Source organism: Ruegeria sp. BG9 (assembly GCF_056538305.1).
Genome location: NZ_JBQFSY010000001.1, coordinates 690,987 through 705,910 on the forward strand (window position 1 = coordinate 690,987; position 14,924 = coordinate 705,910).

Genomic DNA, 14,924 nt, shown 5'->3' on the forward strand with positions numbered 1-14,924 from the left:
CACGGGCTATGCGGGGCATCAGACCCTCATGCTGATCTACAAGATATTCCGGGCCGAGGAATGGGCCGCGTTGCAGGCAAATGGCGCAACTGATGGCGCGCCAATTGATATCGCTGACGGGTTCGTCCATTTTTCGACAGCCGAACAGGCGGCGGAAACCGCGGCCAAACACTTTGCTGGGGTTGAAGGTCTGACACTGCTTGGCTGCGACGTTGACGCCATGGGCGACGACTTGAAATGGGAAGTTTCGCGCGGTGGGGCCTTGTTTCCACATCTCTACCGCCAAATCCGGCTCAGCGATGTGGTTTGGTCCCGCCCCCTGCCCTTCGATGGCCAAACTCACCAATTCCCGAGCGAGATGGTATGACCGCCTATATTGATCCCGATCGTGAACAGTTCGAAGCCTTCAAGGCATTGGATCGGGATCAACCTATCGAGATGCTAGACTTTATCAGGTTTCGCGCCAAGGCCAACTATCCGGTGGGCCACGCCTTGGCGGATCAGGGTTTGACAGGCGCCGAAGCCTATCGCCACTACGGGACTGAAACCGCCCCAATCATCGCCAGAATCGGTGCGTCAATCCTGTGGCGTGGGGCGTTTCAGACCACATTGATCGGACCGCAGGACGAGGTTTGGGATGAAGTGTTCATCGCCCGATATCCTACAGCCCATGCGTTTCTTGAAATGGTAACAGACCCGGTTTACCGGTCTGCGGTGGTTCACCGTCAGGCCGCTGTCGCAACCTCCCGCCTGATCCGCTGCGGCACCGCGCAAGGAGGCGCGTCTTTCGGATGAAACTGACCGAGAAACTGGGCCTCGCCGCCCTGCACCGTATGGACCCTGAAGCGGCCCATGGTCTGTCGATCAAGGCCTTGCAGGCCGGCCTGGCCCCAACGCCCGGACCGGTGACGTCATCGCGTCTACAGACCGAACTCGCAGGGCTGCGCCTGCCCAACCCCGTAGGCCTCGCCGCCGGGTTCGACAAGAACGGAGAGGTTCTGGCCCCTCTTTCCCGCGCAGGGTTTGGGTTCATCGAGGTCGGAGCGGTGACCCCGCGCCCGCAACCCGGCAACCCGAAACCCCGCCTGTTCCGCCTGACCGAGGACAAAGCCGCCATCAACCGCTTTGGCTTCAACAATGAAGGTATGGAAGTGATGGCCGAACGGTTGGCCAACCGTCCTAAGGATGCGGTGATCGGCCTGAACCTCGGTGCCAACAAGGATAGCGATGACAGGCCCGGCGACTTTGCCAAAGTGCTGGCCCATTGCGCCGCGCATCTAGATTTCGCGACGGTCAATGTCTCCTCCCCAAACACCGAAAAACTGCGCGATCTTCAGGGCAAGGCGGCCCTTGGCGCTTTGTTGAGTGGTGTGATCGAGACGCGCGATGCACTGCCGCGCCCTCTGCCCATTTTCCTGAAAATCGCGCCTGACCTGACCGAGGATGAATTGCAGGACATCGCCGAAGTGGCCTCGGAAACGGGCGTGGATGCGGTCATCGCCACCAACACGACCCTGTCGCGCGATGGGCTGCGCAGCCCGCACAAGGACGAAAAAGGCGGCCTGTCCGGTGCCCCTCTGTTTGAGAAGTCTACCCGCGTTCTGGCCCGATTGAGTAAGCTGACCGATGGCAAAATCCCTCTGATCGGTGTGGGCGGTGTCAGCTCAGCGGAACAAGCCTACGCCAAAATCTGCGCAGGCGCGTCGGCAGTGCAGTTTTACACCGCGATGGTCTATGGCGGCCTGTCCTTGGCCGCCGATATTGCGCAGGGTCTGGATGACCTTTTGGCCCGCGATGGGTTTGACACCGTGGCTCAGGCTGTGGGCAGCAAGCGAGAGGATTGGCTGTGATCGAATATTGGCACAACCCGCGTTGTTCAAAATCCCGCATGGGATTGGCTTTGCTAGAGGAGCGCGGTGCAGAGATCGAGGTTCGGAAATACCTTGAGAACGCTCCCTCGGTCGACGAATTGCGCGTTGCGCAATCTCTGCTGGACCTGCCAGCCATCAAGATGATGCGCACGGGCGAGAAACGGTTCAAGGAGCTGGGCCTGTCAAAGGACGCGCCGGATGCGGAGCTGATCCAAGCCATGGCGGACAACCCGATCCTGATCGAACGTCCTCTGGCCATCTCGGGCGGTAAAGCAGCAATTGGCCGCCCGCCTGAAAATCTACTCGCCCTGCTCTAAGCCACCTGAGCTTCAAGCTTCGGATAGCGCCAGCCCATCGTCACGCCGCGCGCAAGGTTCAGAACCATCAGCGCGGCCCACAGGCCATGGTTGCCGAACGCGGGCACCAGAATGAACAAAGCGACCACATAGATCGCCACCGATTGCAACATCGCATTGCGCATGTCGCGGGTCCATGTGGCCCCGATATAGATACCGTCAAACATCCAGCTTGCGACACCGATGATCGGGGCCAAAGCCGCCCAGAACAGGAACGTGCGTCCCGCCTCGCGTACTTCGGGAGAGGTGGACATCAGATCAATCAGCGAGGGACCTACAAAGAAGAAAACGGCGCTGAGAAGCACCGCGCCACCGACACCCCACTGAGACGCCATGAGCGAGGCGCGCCGCACTTGGTATCGGTCACGTGCACCAACCGCGCCTCCGACCAGCGCCTCGGCGGAAAAGGCGAATCCGTCTAGCGCAAAAGCGGTGATTTCAAGGAACTGAAGCAGCACTTGATTGGCCGCCAGATTGACGTCTCCCAAATCGGACCCGACGAAAAGGAAGGTGGTGAACGAGCCAGTCAGCAGAACCGACCGGATCATGATATCTCCGTTCACCTGCACCATTCGGCGCAGCCGCGTGGCATCGAAAATGCGCGGCCAGTCGCGCCAGATTTGCCCGGCAAACCCGTCCCGGCACAGCCACAGACCCAGTGCCAAACCGGTCCACTCCGCGATCAGGGTTGCAATCGCCACGCCTTCGACGCCCCAGCCCAACCCCAGAACGAACCACAGGTCCAGTACGATGTTCAGACCGTTCATCCAGATCTGTAGCAGGAACACGCCCCGTGTCCGCTCGACCGCGATTAGCCAGCCTGTGATCGCATATAGGGCAATGGTCGCGGGTGCGCCCCAGATCCGAATCTCTAAGTACGAGCGAGCGAGTGTTTCAACCTCGGGGCTGGCCGGGGATAACCAGAACGCGCCACTGAAGATCGCGACCTGGGCAAGGATAAACACAATGCCTGCAGCCCCCCCGAGCATCAACCCGCGAATGAGCAAGGCGCGCATCTCGGCGCTCTCTCCGGCCCCGCGTGCCTGCGCAGCAAGGCCCGTTGTGCCCATGCGAAGAAAGCCGAAAATCCAGTAGATTGCGGACAAGATCACCGCGCCCATGCCCACCGCGCCAATCGGAGCAGCCGCCCCCATCTGCCCGACAACGCCGGTGTCCACCGCGCCAAGGATCGGTACAGTCGCATTCGACAACACAATGGGAACCGCGATCTTCAGCACCCGTTTGTGAGTTATGGGTGCCGAGGCATCCTGCATTCTCAGCCCTTGTCGCGGGGCTGTTGCGGCATCAGGAAATGCCCTGTCGCCTGCGCAAATAGCTTGGCATGATTGTCCTGCCACGCTTCAACCCGAACCGAGGCATATCGCCGTCCGGCCCGGTTCACAAAGGCGCGCGCATAGGCGTCGCGCGGCAGGCCCGAGCGCAGGTAGTCGACCGTAAAGTCGATGGTTTTGGGAAAGCGGATCGATTCATCCGTAACAATGGCCTCGGCATCAATTTCGCCGCTTTCGATGTCCGAGAACATGTGCTCCCAACTCAGCGTTATGACGGCAGTGACCTCAAGAAACGCCGCGGTAACGCCACCATGAAGTGCTGGAAGAAACGGGTTGCCGATCAGTTTCTCGTCAAAGTTCAGCACGCCGGTCAGCTCATCCCCGCGCCGGTCGAAGCTGATATTGAGAAACCGGATATAGGGCACGCCATCGACCAAAGCGCGCAAGGCGGCGTCGCGCCGTTGTTTGACCACTTGCATGGGTTCGGGACGGGAACGGGCCATATTACTTCCCCTCAACCGTGAACGACCCCGAGGCGGTCGCCACTGGCAGGTCAAGATCGTCATCCATCGCCGTTGCCCGCACGAAGGCCACATTTCGGGTGATGTGATAGCAATTGGCCCGCGCGGTGATGCTCTGCCCTGGCGTGGCGGCGCGCATATAGTCGATGCGCAAATCAATCGTCGCTGTTCCGCCCGGTGAAGACGGGTGGCTCATGACTGCGGCCCCGCAGCAGGTATCCAGGATGGTCGAAATCGCGCCACCGTGGATCACGCCCGTGCGCGGATCTCCGATCAGATCTTCGTTGTAAGGCATTGTTATCTCGGCTTCACCTTCCCCGATCTGGCTAAGATGAAGGCCCATCGCACGCGCATGCGGAATGGCTTCGATAAACTGGCGGGCTAGCTTTGCTTTGTCGACCATGGTGATATCCTGTTGTCTTGCCCCTTTATGAGCCGCCATCCGATCAAAGGGCAAGCCCACCTGTTGCGCTTGTTCGCATGACGTCCTAGGTTGCTGCCGAGGAGACCCCGAATGTCCGACAACCGTTTGTCATTCAAAGAGATGTGTGCCGAGTTCGACGTGACTCCGCGCACTCTGCGCTACTACGAATATATCGAGCTCTTGCAGCCCGATCGTGAAGGGCGATCCCGGTACTATGGCCCCAGAGAATGCGCCCGCATGACCCTGATCATGCGCGGCCGGAAATTCGGGTTTCCTTTGGAAGAGATTCGCCAATGGCTGTTGATCTACGAAGATCAAGGCAACGAAGCGCAGATGGCAACTTTTGTGGAAATGGCCGATCGTCAGATGGAAGAGCTGCGCCAGCAGCGCGCGCAGCTTGACGAGGCGATGGATGCCCTCAAACAGCTTCGGGACCAAACGGCTAAGTCCATCAAGTAGAACACCCCGGCCCTTCAGGGTTCTGGTGAGAACAAGCAATACACCTTGGAATCGCGTCCTAGGACCAGTCTGAGGACGAATTTCCCTTGCCCCTAGGGAAAGAAAATTTCGCAAAACCCGTCATTACGCGACTGGAAGTTACGTCAACTTAGAAATGACGCAGCGTCTGGATTACGTAAACGTCACCTACATGTTGTAAAGCGTCCAGCAACTGCGCAACTCTATTCGGACGACGCCAGTGACGAGAGTATGACGAATGACCGAAGATCTGATGACCATCCGTGAAATGTGCGAGACCTATGATGTCACGCCCCGCACCTTGCGGTTCTACGAGGCGAAGGAACTTCTGTTTCCGATCCGCGAGGGTCAGAAGCGTCTGTTCACCAAACGCGACCGCGCGCGGCTGAAGCTGATCCTGCGCGGAAAGCGGTTTGGTTTCAGCCTTGAGGAAATTCGCCAGCTTCTGGACCTGTATCACGTGGGCGACCAGCAGGTGACCCAGATGTCGCGTACCTATGAAATCGCGTGCGAACGTCTGGCCGATATGGAATCGCGCCGTGAAGAGCTGACACAGGCCATCGATGATCTGAAAGAGCAGTTGCGCTGGGGCGAGAAAGTCATCGCCTCGATGAAGACCGAAAAGAAGGCCGCCGAGTAACCTCGTCAGCCAGTCACCCGGACATATGAATTAAGGGAGCTTCACATGCCCGTCTACAACGCGCCAACAAAAGACACTCAGTTCATCCTGCATGATGTCCTGAAAATCTCGGAATCTGACATTCCGGGTTACAACGAACTAGAGGCCGAGTTCACCGGCGCCGTTCTGGAAGAAGCTGGCAAGGTCGCCACCAATGTTCTTCACCCGTTGAATGTTGTCGGCGACACTGAAGGGTGCCGTTTGGAAAACGGTATCGTGTACACACCCACAGGCTTCAAAGATGCCTTCGAGCAGATGAAAGAAGGCGGCTGGACTGGCCTCGACATGCCGCAAGAGTATGGCGGCCAGAACATGCCTTACGTGATTGGAACGGCCGTGGGAGAGATGTTCTCTGGCGCGAACCAGGCGTTCACGATGTATCAGGGCCTGACCCACGGTGCAGCCTCGGCCATTCTGGCGCACGGCTCAGACGAGCAGAAGAACAAATACCTGCCGAACATGATCAGTTGCGAATGGACCGGCACCATGAACCTGACCGAGCCGCATTGCGGTACCGATCTGGGTCTGATGCGCACCAAAGCAGAACCTCAGGGCGACGGCAGCTATAAAATCTCGGGCCAGAAGATCTTTATCTCCGCCGGTGATCACGACATGGCCGACAACATCATCCACCTGGTTTTGGCCAAAATCCCCGACGGCCCCGAGGGCATCAAGGGCGTTTCGCTGTTCATCGTGCCCAAGTTCATCGTGAACGAAGACGGATCTGTGGGTGAGCGTAACGGTGTTTCGGTCGGCAAGATCGAAGAAAAGATGGGCATCCACGGCAACTCGACCTGCGTCATGAACTATGACGAGGCCACCGGTTGGCTGCTGGGCGACGAACACAAAGGCATGCGCGCCATGTTCACCATGATGAACGAAGCGCGTCTGGGTGTGGGCATGCAAGGCCTGTCGCAGGCCGAAGCTGCGTATCAGAACGCTGTTGAATACGCCAAAGACCGCTTGCAGGGCCGCGACGTTACAGGTGTGAAGAACCCGGACGGCCCCGCCGATCCGCTGATCGTTCACCCCGACATCCGCCGCAACCTGATGGATCAGAAAAGCTTCACCGAGGGCGCGCGTGCATTCATCCTGTGGGGCGCAACTATGATCGACAAGGCGCACCGCTCGGGTGACAAGGACGCCGATGGGCTGATCTCGCTGCTGACACCGGTCATCAAGGGCTTCCTGACGGACGAAGGTTACGACATGACCGTTCAGGCTCAGCAGGTCTATGGCGGCCATGGCTACATTGAAGAATGGGGTATGTCGCAATACACCCGCGATGCCCGTATCGCCATGATCTACGAAGGCGCGAACGGCGTTCAGGCGCTTGATCTTGTCGGCCGCAAGTTGGCGCAGGATGGCGGCAAGCACGTCATGGCGTTCTTCGAAATGGTCAAAACCTTCTGTAAGGAAAACGCGGGCCAGAACGAAGCCTATGACAAAGCCTTCATCGAACCGCTGAAAGCCGCATCCAAGGATCTGCAGGCCGCTGGCATGTACTTTATGCAAGAAGGCATGAAGAACCCCAACAACGCTCTGTCCGGGTCTTATGACTTCATGCACATGTTCGGTCACGTCTGCCTGGGCCTGATGTGGGCACAGATGGCGAAGGCCGCTCAAGACGCGCTGGACGGTGGGGCCTCGGACAAAGAGTTCTACGAGACCAAGATCAATACCGGTCGGTTCTACATGGCCCGCCGCCTGCCCGCGACAGCGATGCATCTTTCCCGCATTCAGACCGGCGCCGACACGGTGATGGTTCTGGACGCAGCGAACTTCTGATCAAAGTCTGGGCTCGGGCATCACAACTCGGGCCCTACTATTCGGAGGAGACAGAATGCCCAAACGCTTTCGCCTGACCCGCCGTTTCCCGGTCGCCATGACCGAGGACGGCTATCGCAAACTCCGCGGCTTCGCCCGCGAGGCCGGGTTGGATGAAGGCGAAGCGCTGTCTTTTCTGTTCGAGAACTTCAACAGCGTCATCGACGAAGACAACCTGACCCATCGGTTGCGTCTATTCAATTCCGAGTTGGAGGCACGCAAGCGCTAGGCACCAAGGCCGAAAAGCTTGGGCGGACGATGCAAAAAAAAGCCACGGGAGGGGCGACCGCATGACCATAAAACTGCACTGCTTCGGTGAAAGCGGAAATTCATACAAAGCCGCTCTGGCGCTGGAAATGTCCGGCCTCGAGTGGGAGCCGGTTTTTGTCGATTTCTTCAAAGGTGTCACCCGCAGCCCCGAGTTCCGCTCGGACGTCAACGTAATGGGCGAAGCGCCTTTCCTGATCGACGGTGATTTCAAAACCTCCCAATCTGGTGCGATTCAGGCTTATGTAACCGAAAAATCCGGCAAGTTCGGCGGCAAGACGCGGGAAGAGAATTACGAGATCCTTCGCTGGGTGCTGTGGGATAACCACAAACTCAGCTCTATGGCCGGCATGACGCGCTTCCTGATGAACTTCCTGGCCGAGGAACACCGCAATGCCGATGTGATTGCCTTCAACCAAGGCCGTCTGAAAGCGGCATACGATGTTCTGAACAACCACCTTAATGGCCGCGACTGGATTGTTGGGGATGGCGTGACCAACGCTGATCTTAGCTGCTGCGGCTACCTCTACTATCCCGAACCATTCGGGTTTGACCGTGCCGACTGGCCCAACATCGACGCCTGGCTAACTCGCCTGTCCGAGCAGCCCGGCTGGAAACACCCCTATGACCTGATGCCCGGCAACCCGTCGGATCGAGCTTAAGGAGAAGACCCATGACCGAAGCTTACATTTATGACGCCCTGCGCACTCCGCGCGGCAAGGGCCGTAAGGATGGCAGCCTGCACGAGGTAACCTCGGTGCGCCTGTCCGCCTTGACCTTGAACGCGATCAAAGAACGCAACAACCTCGAAGGCCACGCCGTTGAGGATGTGATCTGGGGCAACGTTACGCAGGTGATGGAGCAAGGCGGCTGTCTTGCGCGCTCGGCGGTTCTGGCCTCTGACCTCGACCAGTCGATCCCCGGTCTTGCGATTAACCGCTTCTGCGCCTCGGGCATGGAAGCCGTGAACCTGGCTGCGAACCAAGTCAAAGGCGGCGCAGGCGAGGCCTATATCGCGGGCGGTGTTGAGATGATGGGCCGCGTGGCCATGGGCAGCGACGGTGCTGCGATTGCCGTAGACCCGACGCTGGCAATGGACACCTATTTCGTACCGCAGGGTATCTCGGCCGACATCATCGCGACTGAGTATGGGTTCAGCCGCGACGACGCCGACGCACTGGCCGTAGAATCTCAGAAACGCGCGGCAGAGGCTTGGGAAGACAACCGGTTCGAGAAATCGGTCATCACCATCAAGGACCAGAACGGCCTGACCATTCTGGACCGCGATGAATACATGCGCCCCGGTACCGACATGCAGAGCCTTGGCGCGTTGAACCCGTCGTTCCAGATGATGGGTGAGCAGATGCCCGGCTTCGACAAAGTCGCGATGCTGAAATACCCGCATCTGGAGCGGATCAACCACATCCACCACGCGGGCAACAGCTCGGGCATCGTTGACGGCTCAGCCGCTGTTCTGATCGGCAACAAGGAATTCGGTGAGAAATACGGCCTGAAACCCCGCGCCCGCATCAAGGCAACCGCGAAGATCGGCACCGACCCGACCATCATGCTGACCGGCCCGGTTCCGGTGACCGAGAAGATCCTTGCCGACAACGGCATGAAAATCAGCGATCTGGATCTGTTCGAAGTGAACGAAGCCTTCGCCTCGGTCGTGCTGCGCTTCCAGCAGGCGTTCGACGTCGATCCTGCGCTGGTAAACGTCAATGGCGGCTCGATCGCAATGGGTCACCCGCTGGGTGCTACCGGTGCGATGATCATCGGCACGCTGCTGGATGAGCTGGAGCGTCAGGACAAGGAGACCGGTCTCGCCACGCTCTGCATTGCGTCCGGCATGGGTGCGGCAACCATTATCGAGCGGGTCTGATGCCCAAGCTGGATCTTTCTCAGATCCCGTTCAAGGGTGGCTCGTCTTATCCCGGCAAACTCGCAGAAGCGGTCGTTGGCCGTTTCAACCAAGGCGTCGGAGATGCAGGCGGACTGACCCAGTTCGGGGTCAACATCGTACGGCTTGAACCGCAGGCTCTGTCCTCGCTGCGCCACTACCACATGGAGCAGGACGAGTTTGCCGTCATGCTCAGCGGCAAATGCGTGCTGATCGACGACGATGGTGAGCATGAGATGCTGCCCGGTGACTGCGCCGCGTGGCCTGCAGGTGAGGCCAACGGCCATCACCTTGTGAACAAGACCGATGCGCCCGCGACCTTTTTGGTGGTGGGCACTCGGACCCCGACCGAGACCGGCTACTACAGCGACATAGACATGATGGTGAAGGATGATGAGAACGGATTCTCTTTCACCCGAAAAGACGGCAGCCCGCTGACGGCTGACCAGATTGGAGATGACAATGACTGATTTCACTCTGACCAAAGACGCAGACGGCGTCGCCTTTGTGACCTGGGATGCCCAGGGCAAATCCATGAACGTTCTGACCCGCGAGGCCTTTCAGGAGGTCAGCCAGCTGATCGATCAGGCCCTGAGCGATGATGAGATCAAAGGGATCGTTATCACCTCGGGCAAAGAAGGCTCTTTCGCGGGCGGCATGGACCTGAATACCCTCGCCACCATCCGTCAGGAGGCCGGTGATGAACCGGCGCAAGCGCTGTTCGACTTCGTCATGGGCGGCCACCACATCCTGCGCAAGATGGAACTGGCGGGCATGGACCCCAAGACCAAGAAGGGCGGCAAGCCGATCGCCTGTGCCATCAACGGCACCTGCGCTGGCATCGGGACCGAGATCGCTCTGGCCTGCCATCACCGCGTCATGACCTCGAACGCCAAGGCCAAGATTGGCCTGCCTGAGATCCTGCTGGGCATCTTCCCCGGTGGTGGTGGCACCATGCGCTATAGCCGTATGGTTGGTGCGATGGCGGCCGCTCCGGTCCTGCTGGAAGGCAAGATGATGGATCCGAAGAAAGCCAAGGGCGCTCAGCTGGTCGACGATGTTTCGGACGATCCGGTCGCAGCAGCCAAGGAATGGGTTCTGAACGCCAAGGACGCCGATCTGGTCAAGCCTTGGGACGCGAAAGGCTACAAAATGCCCGGCGGTGCGCCCTACCACCCTGCTGGCTTCATGACTTTCGTTGGTGCCAACGCGATGGTGAACGGCAAGACCCAAGGCGCCTTCCCGGCTGCCAAGGCTCTGCTGAGCTCGATCTATGAAGGGGCGCTGGTCGACTTCGACACCGCCCTGAAGATCGAGGCGCGTTGGTTCACCAACGTCCTGATGAACCCGTCGTCGTCGGCCATGATCCGGTCGCTGTTCCTGAACAAGGAAGCCTTGGAGAAAGGCGCGGTCCGCCCCAAAGATGTGGCCGATCAGCACGTTAAAAAGGTCGGTGTTCTGGGCGCTGGCATGATGGGTGCCGGTATCGCTCTGGTCTCGGCACAGGCCGGGATGGAGGTTGTTCTGGTCGACCGTGATCAGGCTGCCGCCGACAAGGGCAAGGCCTATTCCGAAAGCTATATGGACAAGGGCATCAAGCGCGGCAAAGCCACGGTTGAGAAAAAAGAGGCCCTGCTGGCCCGCATCACAGCCACCCCTGATCTGGAGCATCTGAAAGGCTGCGATCTGATCATCGAGGCCGTGTTCGAAGACCCCGGCGTCAAGGCCGAGATGACCAAGAAGGTCGAGGCGATCATCCCCGAGGATTGCATCTTTGCCTCGAACACCTCGACCCTTCCGATCACCGATCTGGCAAAAGCCTCCGTCCGGCCCGAGCAGTTCATTGGCATCCACTTCTTCTCACCCGTTGAGAAGATGTTCCTGGTCGAGATCATCAAAGGCAAGGAAACTGGTGATCGCGCCGTCGCCAAGGCTCTGGACTATGTGCGCCAGATCCGGAAGACGCCAATCGTGGTCAACGATGCGCGCTTCTTCTACGCCAACCGCTGCATCATCCCTTACATCAACGAAGGCGCGCGCATGATCACCGAGGGCGTCAGCCCGATCCTGATCGACAACGCGGCGCGTCAGCTGGGCTTCCCGGTGGGACCGATCCAGCTGACCGATGAAACCTCGATTGATCTGGGTGCCAAGATTGCACGGGCGACCAAGGCGGCGATGGGCAATGCCTATCCCGAAAGCCCCTCGGACGATCTGATCTTTTGGATGGAGGAACAGGGCCGTCTGGGTCGCAAGGCCAATGCTGGTTTCTTCGACTATGACGAAAAGGGCAAGCGCGTCGAATATTGGAAGGGTCTGCAGGACAAGTACCCGCTGGTCGCCGAGCAACCTGAACTGATCGAAGTGCAGGAACGTCTGATGTTCGCACAGGTTCTGGAAGCCGTCCGTGCGCTGGAAGAAGGTGTTCTGGAAGACATCCGAGAAGGTGACGTGGGCGCGATTTTGGGTTGGGGCTTTGCGCCTTGGTCCGGTGGTCCGCTCAGCTGGTTGGACATCATCGGCACGCCCTACGCAGCCGAACGTTGCGATCAACTGGCCGAGGCCTATGGCGAGCGTTTCGCCTGCCCGCCCCTGCTGCGTGAAATGGCTGAAAAAGGTCAGAGCTTCTACGGCCGGTTCAACCCGGACGCCAAAGCCGCTTAAAACAACGACGCAGGCGCAACTCCCCTTGCGCCTGCGTCTTCCTTACTGAACAGCCGGAGCGGTTTGCCATTCAGGCCGGAGAAACAGAACCGGCGCACTTGGTCGACCCGGCCGTCCGGGCCTGCGAATACCCGCCGCGGGGCGGATCGGGAAAATCGGATCCGTCGGGATCGGAGCAGGCAAAGCGCCCAAAGGGTTTGCAAGTGCGGAAATCTCACCACTTGCAGCAAGCGCACCGACCAACGCAGTCGCAGCGTCTTCGTCAGCCACCGCATACTCTTTTGCCTGACCAGACGTGCGGCTGAAGCGCCCAGAAGGGCAATAGGCTTGCAAGCCACCCTCGATATAGATCACCTCGTCCTGATCGAAGAACAGTGTCGTGACCTCGAAGGACGATCCCGGCGACTGCGAGGACAACCGACAGGCCCCGTCCAGAAGCCGCGCAGGCACCACCGATACACCTTGATCCGTCAGGTCCAGTTTGCCGCGATCCAGCGCGACACCCTGTTCCGGCATCAACCAGACCGCCCGCCCATTATAAGCCGCCCGCGCAGGCACAAAGATCGGTAGATGGGCCGACCGCCTCTCACCTGCCGGGATATTGACCCAACTGGTTGAGACCCTGCGAACCTCTTTGAAACCGTGATCCAGCGTTCGAACCAGATCGCCAGCGGCGATACGTTCGATCAGCTTCCATCCACTGGTGGTCGCGATTTTGGTTCCGTGCAGGAACCCTCCTCTGCGCGATGACACTGCGTCCAGCGCTACTGGCAGATCCGCATCGTCCTGATACTCGGAAACATCCGAAAAACTCACTACTTCCAACACGTGCCGAACCCCCTTTTGGCACAAATACTCACATCTCAAGAGATAGCAGTCGCAGCGGCTTTCCGTCTTAGTTTGGCCGTATTTACGCCCAATTTGGGTTAAAAAGAAGGGTTTCCCGCAACAGAAGGCCCTCCAAAAATGGGTTTATCGACCAATCGGAAACTATGAGCCGGACGTAACGTCAAAAAAGTAGCCGAATCTCTCGATGTCTTCTGCGCAGGCTTCTGCCACTGATTGGGCGGACTTGTCGGAATAGTACGCCCGATAGTCTGCCTGCCGGTTCGAGGGGTTGATATGGGGCAATTCCACCTCAAACTCCAGATGGCGAAACAGAGGCAGCGCGTCCTGTTCGAACTGTTCCAACCGTATGAACAGTTGGCACTGTTCGCTTCCATCCGCGCGGGTCATGTAGCGCCGCGCCGGATGGTCCTGAAACGAACGACGAATGGTTGGGTGCAGGACAAAAGACTCGAACTCCAATTGCTGCGACAGGGTGACGGCCTCATGCGCAAAGCTCTGAGATCGCAGCCAGTGGTAATAGCTGACCATGCGATCCCATGGGTTGCGGACCAACGTGAAAGCAAACATTGCCTCAAGTTCGCCCTCTGGCAACACCCCGTCGATATCCGCAAGCGTCGCGTGTTTGTGCAGCCTCCCCCGCGCGGTCAGTTCCTTGGCGCGCCGCCGCCGTTTCAAGGCCTTGGGCGTGTCTCCTAACAGGATGTCATCCTTCATGGCCCGCTGCTCCAGCGCCAAGGCCAGTGAGGTTCCCCCCGTCTTGGGCATGTGCACGAACACGTAGCGGCGGCCGCGAGAAATGATCATGCGACCTCCTGCTCGGGGGCCGCGCGCCTGGCTCTCCAGCCCAAAACCGCGCCCGCTGTTGCGATCAGACCGATGCCAAAGATCTGCGTCACTCCGATCGTCTGTCCAAGGGCGACCCAGGCGAACAGTGGCCCGAAGATCATGATCGAATATTCGAACACGGCAACGAATGAAGGCTCTCCGACCTGATAGGCCTTGATCATCATGAAGACGGCCACCGTGGACCCGACGGCCTGAACCGCGACCCATGGCAAGGCGGCGCGCATATCGAAGACCAGACCACGGGTCACAAAACCTTCGGGACCGTCGGGGCCAGATGCGGGAAAGGCTGTGAATACGATCAAGCCGATGGCCCCTGCAACACCCAGAACAAGCATGTTGTTTGCCAGAAGGGCGACCGTGCTTTCATCCGAGCAATAGGTCCGCGTGACAATCACGCTGAGCGCGTAGAAGAATCCTCCGACAACAGGCAGAAAGGTCCTGAAGTCGAACTCAGTCGGGTTGGGTTGCAACACGCACAGGATGCCCACGAACCCCAGTAGAACCGCGCCGATGCGCCATGGTCCGATGACTTGTTTCAGCCCCAGCGCCGATATCAACAGCACGAACATCGGTGAGGTGAACAAACCCGCCAAGGCCTGCGCAATCGGCATCAACGCCAGCGAGGCGAAATAGAACAACATGCCCGTCGCGATCAGAACACTACGCAGCAAGACAAACCGCAGCCGATTTGGCCGCAGACTTCCCAAACCCAGCAGGGACAGCCCGATGATGAGAGGCAACATCAAAACAGCACGGCTGAGATGGAACTGCCACAGCCCTATGGTTTCAGCCAGCAGGATCACCACGTTATCGATCACGCCAAGAATGGCCATTGCCGAGACCATCAGCACCGAGGCCAAAAAAGGGAGCGTTTCTTTGCCTGGCTGCATGTCCTGCCTCGGGTTAGATGCGCGCAACAGCGCTTGTGCCATCCAGCATATTTCTGAA

At 59.0% G+C, this 14,924-nt stretch carries 18 protein-coding genes; 12 read left to right on the forward strand and 6 right to left on the reverse strand.

What is annotated here, in order from left to right; genetic code table 11:
* Positions 1 to 28: 28 nt before the first annotated feature.
* The 4 genes from ACR0I8_RS03485 to arsC are packed head-to-tail and all read left to right on the forward strand — an operon-like array spanning position 29 to position 2,188.
* Positions 29 to 367: a DUF952 domain-containing protein gene (locus ACR0I8_RS03485; protein WP_170688957.1), complete on the forward strand. Its 339-nt coding sequence runs from the start codon at positions 29 to 31 to the stop codon at positions 365 to 367.
* Positions 364 to 795: a DUF1330 domain-containing protein gene (locus ACR0I8_RS03490; RefSeq protein ID WP_170688958.1), complete on the forward strand. Its 432-nt coding sequence runs from the start codon at positions 364 to 366 to the stop codon at positions 793 to 795. The genes ACR0I8_RS03485 and ACR0I8_RS03490 overlap by 4 nt, the downstream gene beginning before the upstream one ends.
* Positions 792 to 1,850: a quinone-dependent dihydroorotate dehydrogenase gene (locus ACR0I8_RS03495; protein ID WP_170688959.1), complete on the forward strand. Its 1,059-nt coding sequence runs from the start codon at positions 792 to 794 to the stop codon at positions 1,848 to 1,850. Before ACR0I8_RS03490 ends, ACR0I8_RS03495 begins: the two co-directional genes overlap by 4 nt.
* Positions 1,847 to 2,188, forward strand: coding sequence for an arsenate reductase (glutaredoxin) (gene arsC / locus ACR0I8_RS03500; protein WP_170688997.1), 342 nt, complete (start codon positions 1,847 to 1,849; stop codon positions 2,186 to 2,188). The genes ACR0I8_RS03495 and arsC overlap by 4 nt, the downstream gene beginning before the upstream one ends.
* Here arsC and ACR0I8_RS03505 read toward each other — a convergent pair.
* From ACR0I8_RS03505 to ACR0I8_RS03515, 3 genes are read right to left on the reverse strand one after another with little or no spacing between them, the layout of a single operon-like run.
* On the reverse strand, positions 2,185 to 3,501 hold the full coding sequence (locus tag ACR0I8_RS03505) for an MATE family efflux transporter (RefSeq protein ID WP_170688960.1): 1,317 nt from the start codon (positions 3,499 to 3,501) through the stop codon (positions 2,185 to 2,187). The genes arsC and ACR0I8_RS03505 overlap by 4 nt on opposite strands.
* Positions 3,502 to 3,503: 2 nt before the next feature.
* Positions 3,504 to 4,022, reverse strand: coding sequence for a PaaI family thioesterase (locus ACR0I8_RS03510; protein ID WP_170374239.1), 519 nt, complete (start codon positions 4,020 to 4,022; stop codon positions 3,504 to 3,506).
* A gap of 1 nt (position 4,023) precedes the next feature.
* Positions 4,024 to 4,443, reverse strand: coding sequence for a PaaI family thioesterase (locus ACR0I8_RS03515; protein WP_170465671.1), 420 nt, complete (start codon positions 4,441 to 4,443; stop codon positions 4,024 to 4,026).
* Between the two features lie 111 nt (positions 4,444 to 4,554).
* On the opposite strand from ACR0I8_RS03515, the gene ACR0I8_RS03520 reads away from it, so the two are divergent.
* From ACR0I8_RS03520 to ACR0I8_RS03555, 8 genes are all read left to right on the forward strand, one after another.
* Positions 4,555 to 4,923 (forward strand): MerR family transcriptional regulator, encoded by a 369-nt coding sequence (locus ACR0I8_RS03520; RefSeq protein WP_170374244.1) that lies wholly within the window; start codon positions 4,555 to 4,557, stop codon positions 4,921 to 4,923.
* 256 nt (positions 4,924 to 5,179) lie between these two features.
* Positions 5,180 to 5,581 (forward strand): MerR family transcriptional regulator, encoded by a 402-nt coding sequence (locus ACR0I8_RS03525; RefSeq protein ID WP_170465668.1) that lies wholly within the window; start codon positions 5,180 to 5,182, stop codon positions 5,579 to 5,581.
* Between the two features lie 45 nt (positions 5,582 to 5,626).
* A complete protein-coding gene (locus ACR0I8_RS03530) occupies positions 5,627 to 7,408 on the forward strand; it encodes an acyl-CoA dehydrogenase C-terminal domain-containing protein (RefSeq protein WP_170688961.1) in 1,782 nt (593 codons plus the stop codon).
* A 55-nt stretch (positions 7,409 to 7,463) separates the two neighbouring features.
* A complete protein-coding gene (locus ACR0I8_RS03535; protein ID WP_170374251.1) occupies positions 7,464 to 7,676 on the forward strand; it encodes a hypothetical protein in 213 nt (70 codons plus the stop codon).
* 61 nt (positions 7,677 to 7,737) lie between these two features.
* The gene (locus ACR0I8_RS03540) at positions 7,738 to 8,376 is read left to right on the forward strand and encodes a glutathione S-transferase family protein (RefSeq protein ID WP_170374253.1); all 639 of its coding nucleotides are present in this window, start codon (positions 7,738 to 7,740) and stop codon (positions 8,374 to 8,376) included.
* 11 nt (positions 8,377 to 8,387) lie between these two features.
* Positions 8,388 to 9,599, forward strand: coding sequence for an acetyl-CoA C-acetyltransferase (locus ACR0I8_RS03545; RefSeq protein ID WP_170465656.1), 1,212 nt, complete (start codon positions 8,388 to 8,390; stop codon positions 9,597 to 9,599).
* Entirely contained in the window at positions 9,599 to 10,087 is a 489-nt protein-coding gene (locus ACR0I8_RS03550) for a cupin domain-containing protein (protein WP_170688962.1), read from the forward strand. Before ACR0I8_RS03545 ends, ACR0I8_RS03550 begins: the two co-directional genes overlap by 1 nt.
* Positions 10,080 to 12,281, forward strand: a complete 2,202-nt coding sequence (locus ACR0I8_RS03555; RefSeq protein WP_170688963.1) for a 3-hydroxyacyl-CoA dehydrogenase NAD-binding domain-containing protein — start codon at positions 10,080 to 10,082, stop codon at positions 12,279 to 12,281. The genes ACR0I8_RS03550 and ACR0I8_RS03555 overlap by 8 nt, the downstream gene beginning before the upstream one ends.
* A gap of 42 nt (positions 12,282 to 12,323) precedes the next feature.
* On the opposite strand, the gene ACR0I8_RS03560 is transcribed toward ACR0I8_RS03555, so the two are convergent.
* The 3 genes from ACR0I8_RS03560 to ACR0I8_RS03570 all read right to left on the reverse strand — a co-directional run bounded on the left by ACR0I8_RS03560 (position 12,324) and on the right by ACR0I8_RS03570 (position 14,866).
* Positions 12,324 to 13,109: a Hint domain-containing protein gene (locus tag ACR0I8_RS03560; protein WP_480702744.1), complete on the reverse strand. Its 786-nt coding sequence runs from the start codon at positions 13,107 to 13,109 to the stop codon at positions 12,324 to 12,326.
* A 162-nt stretch (positions 13,110 to 13,271) separates the two neighbouring features.
* Positions 13,272 to 13,934 carry a sulfotransferase family 2 domain-containing protein gene (locus ACR0I8_RS03565; RefSeq protein WP_170688964.1) on the reverse strand — a complete coding sequence of 221 codons (663 nt, stop codon included), beginning with the start codon at positions 13,932 to 13,934 and terminating at the stop codon, positions 13,272 to 13,274.
* Complete coding sequence (locus ACR0I8_RS03570; RefSeq protein ID WP_170688965.1) at positions 13,931 to 14,866, reverse strand: DMT family transporter; 936 nt, start codon at positions 14,864 to 14,866, stop codon at positions 13,931 to 13,933. The genes ACR0I8_RS03565 and ACR0I8_RS03570 overlap by 4 nt, the downstream gene beginning before the upstream one ends.
* Between the last annotated feature and the right edge of the window lie 58 nt (positions 14,867 to 14,924).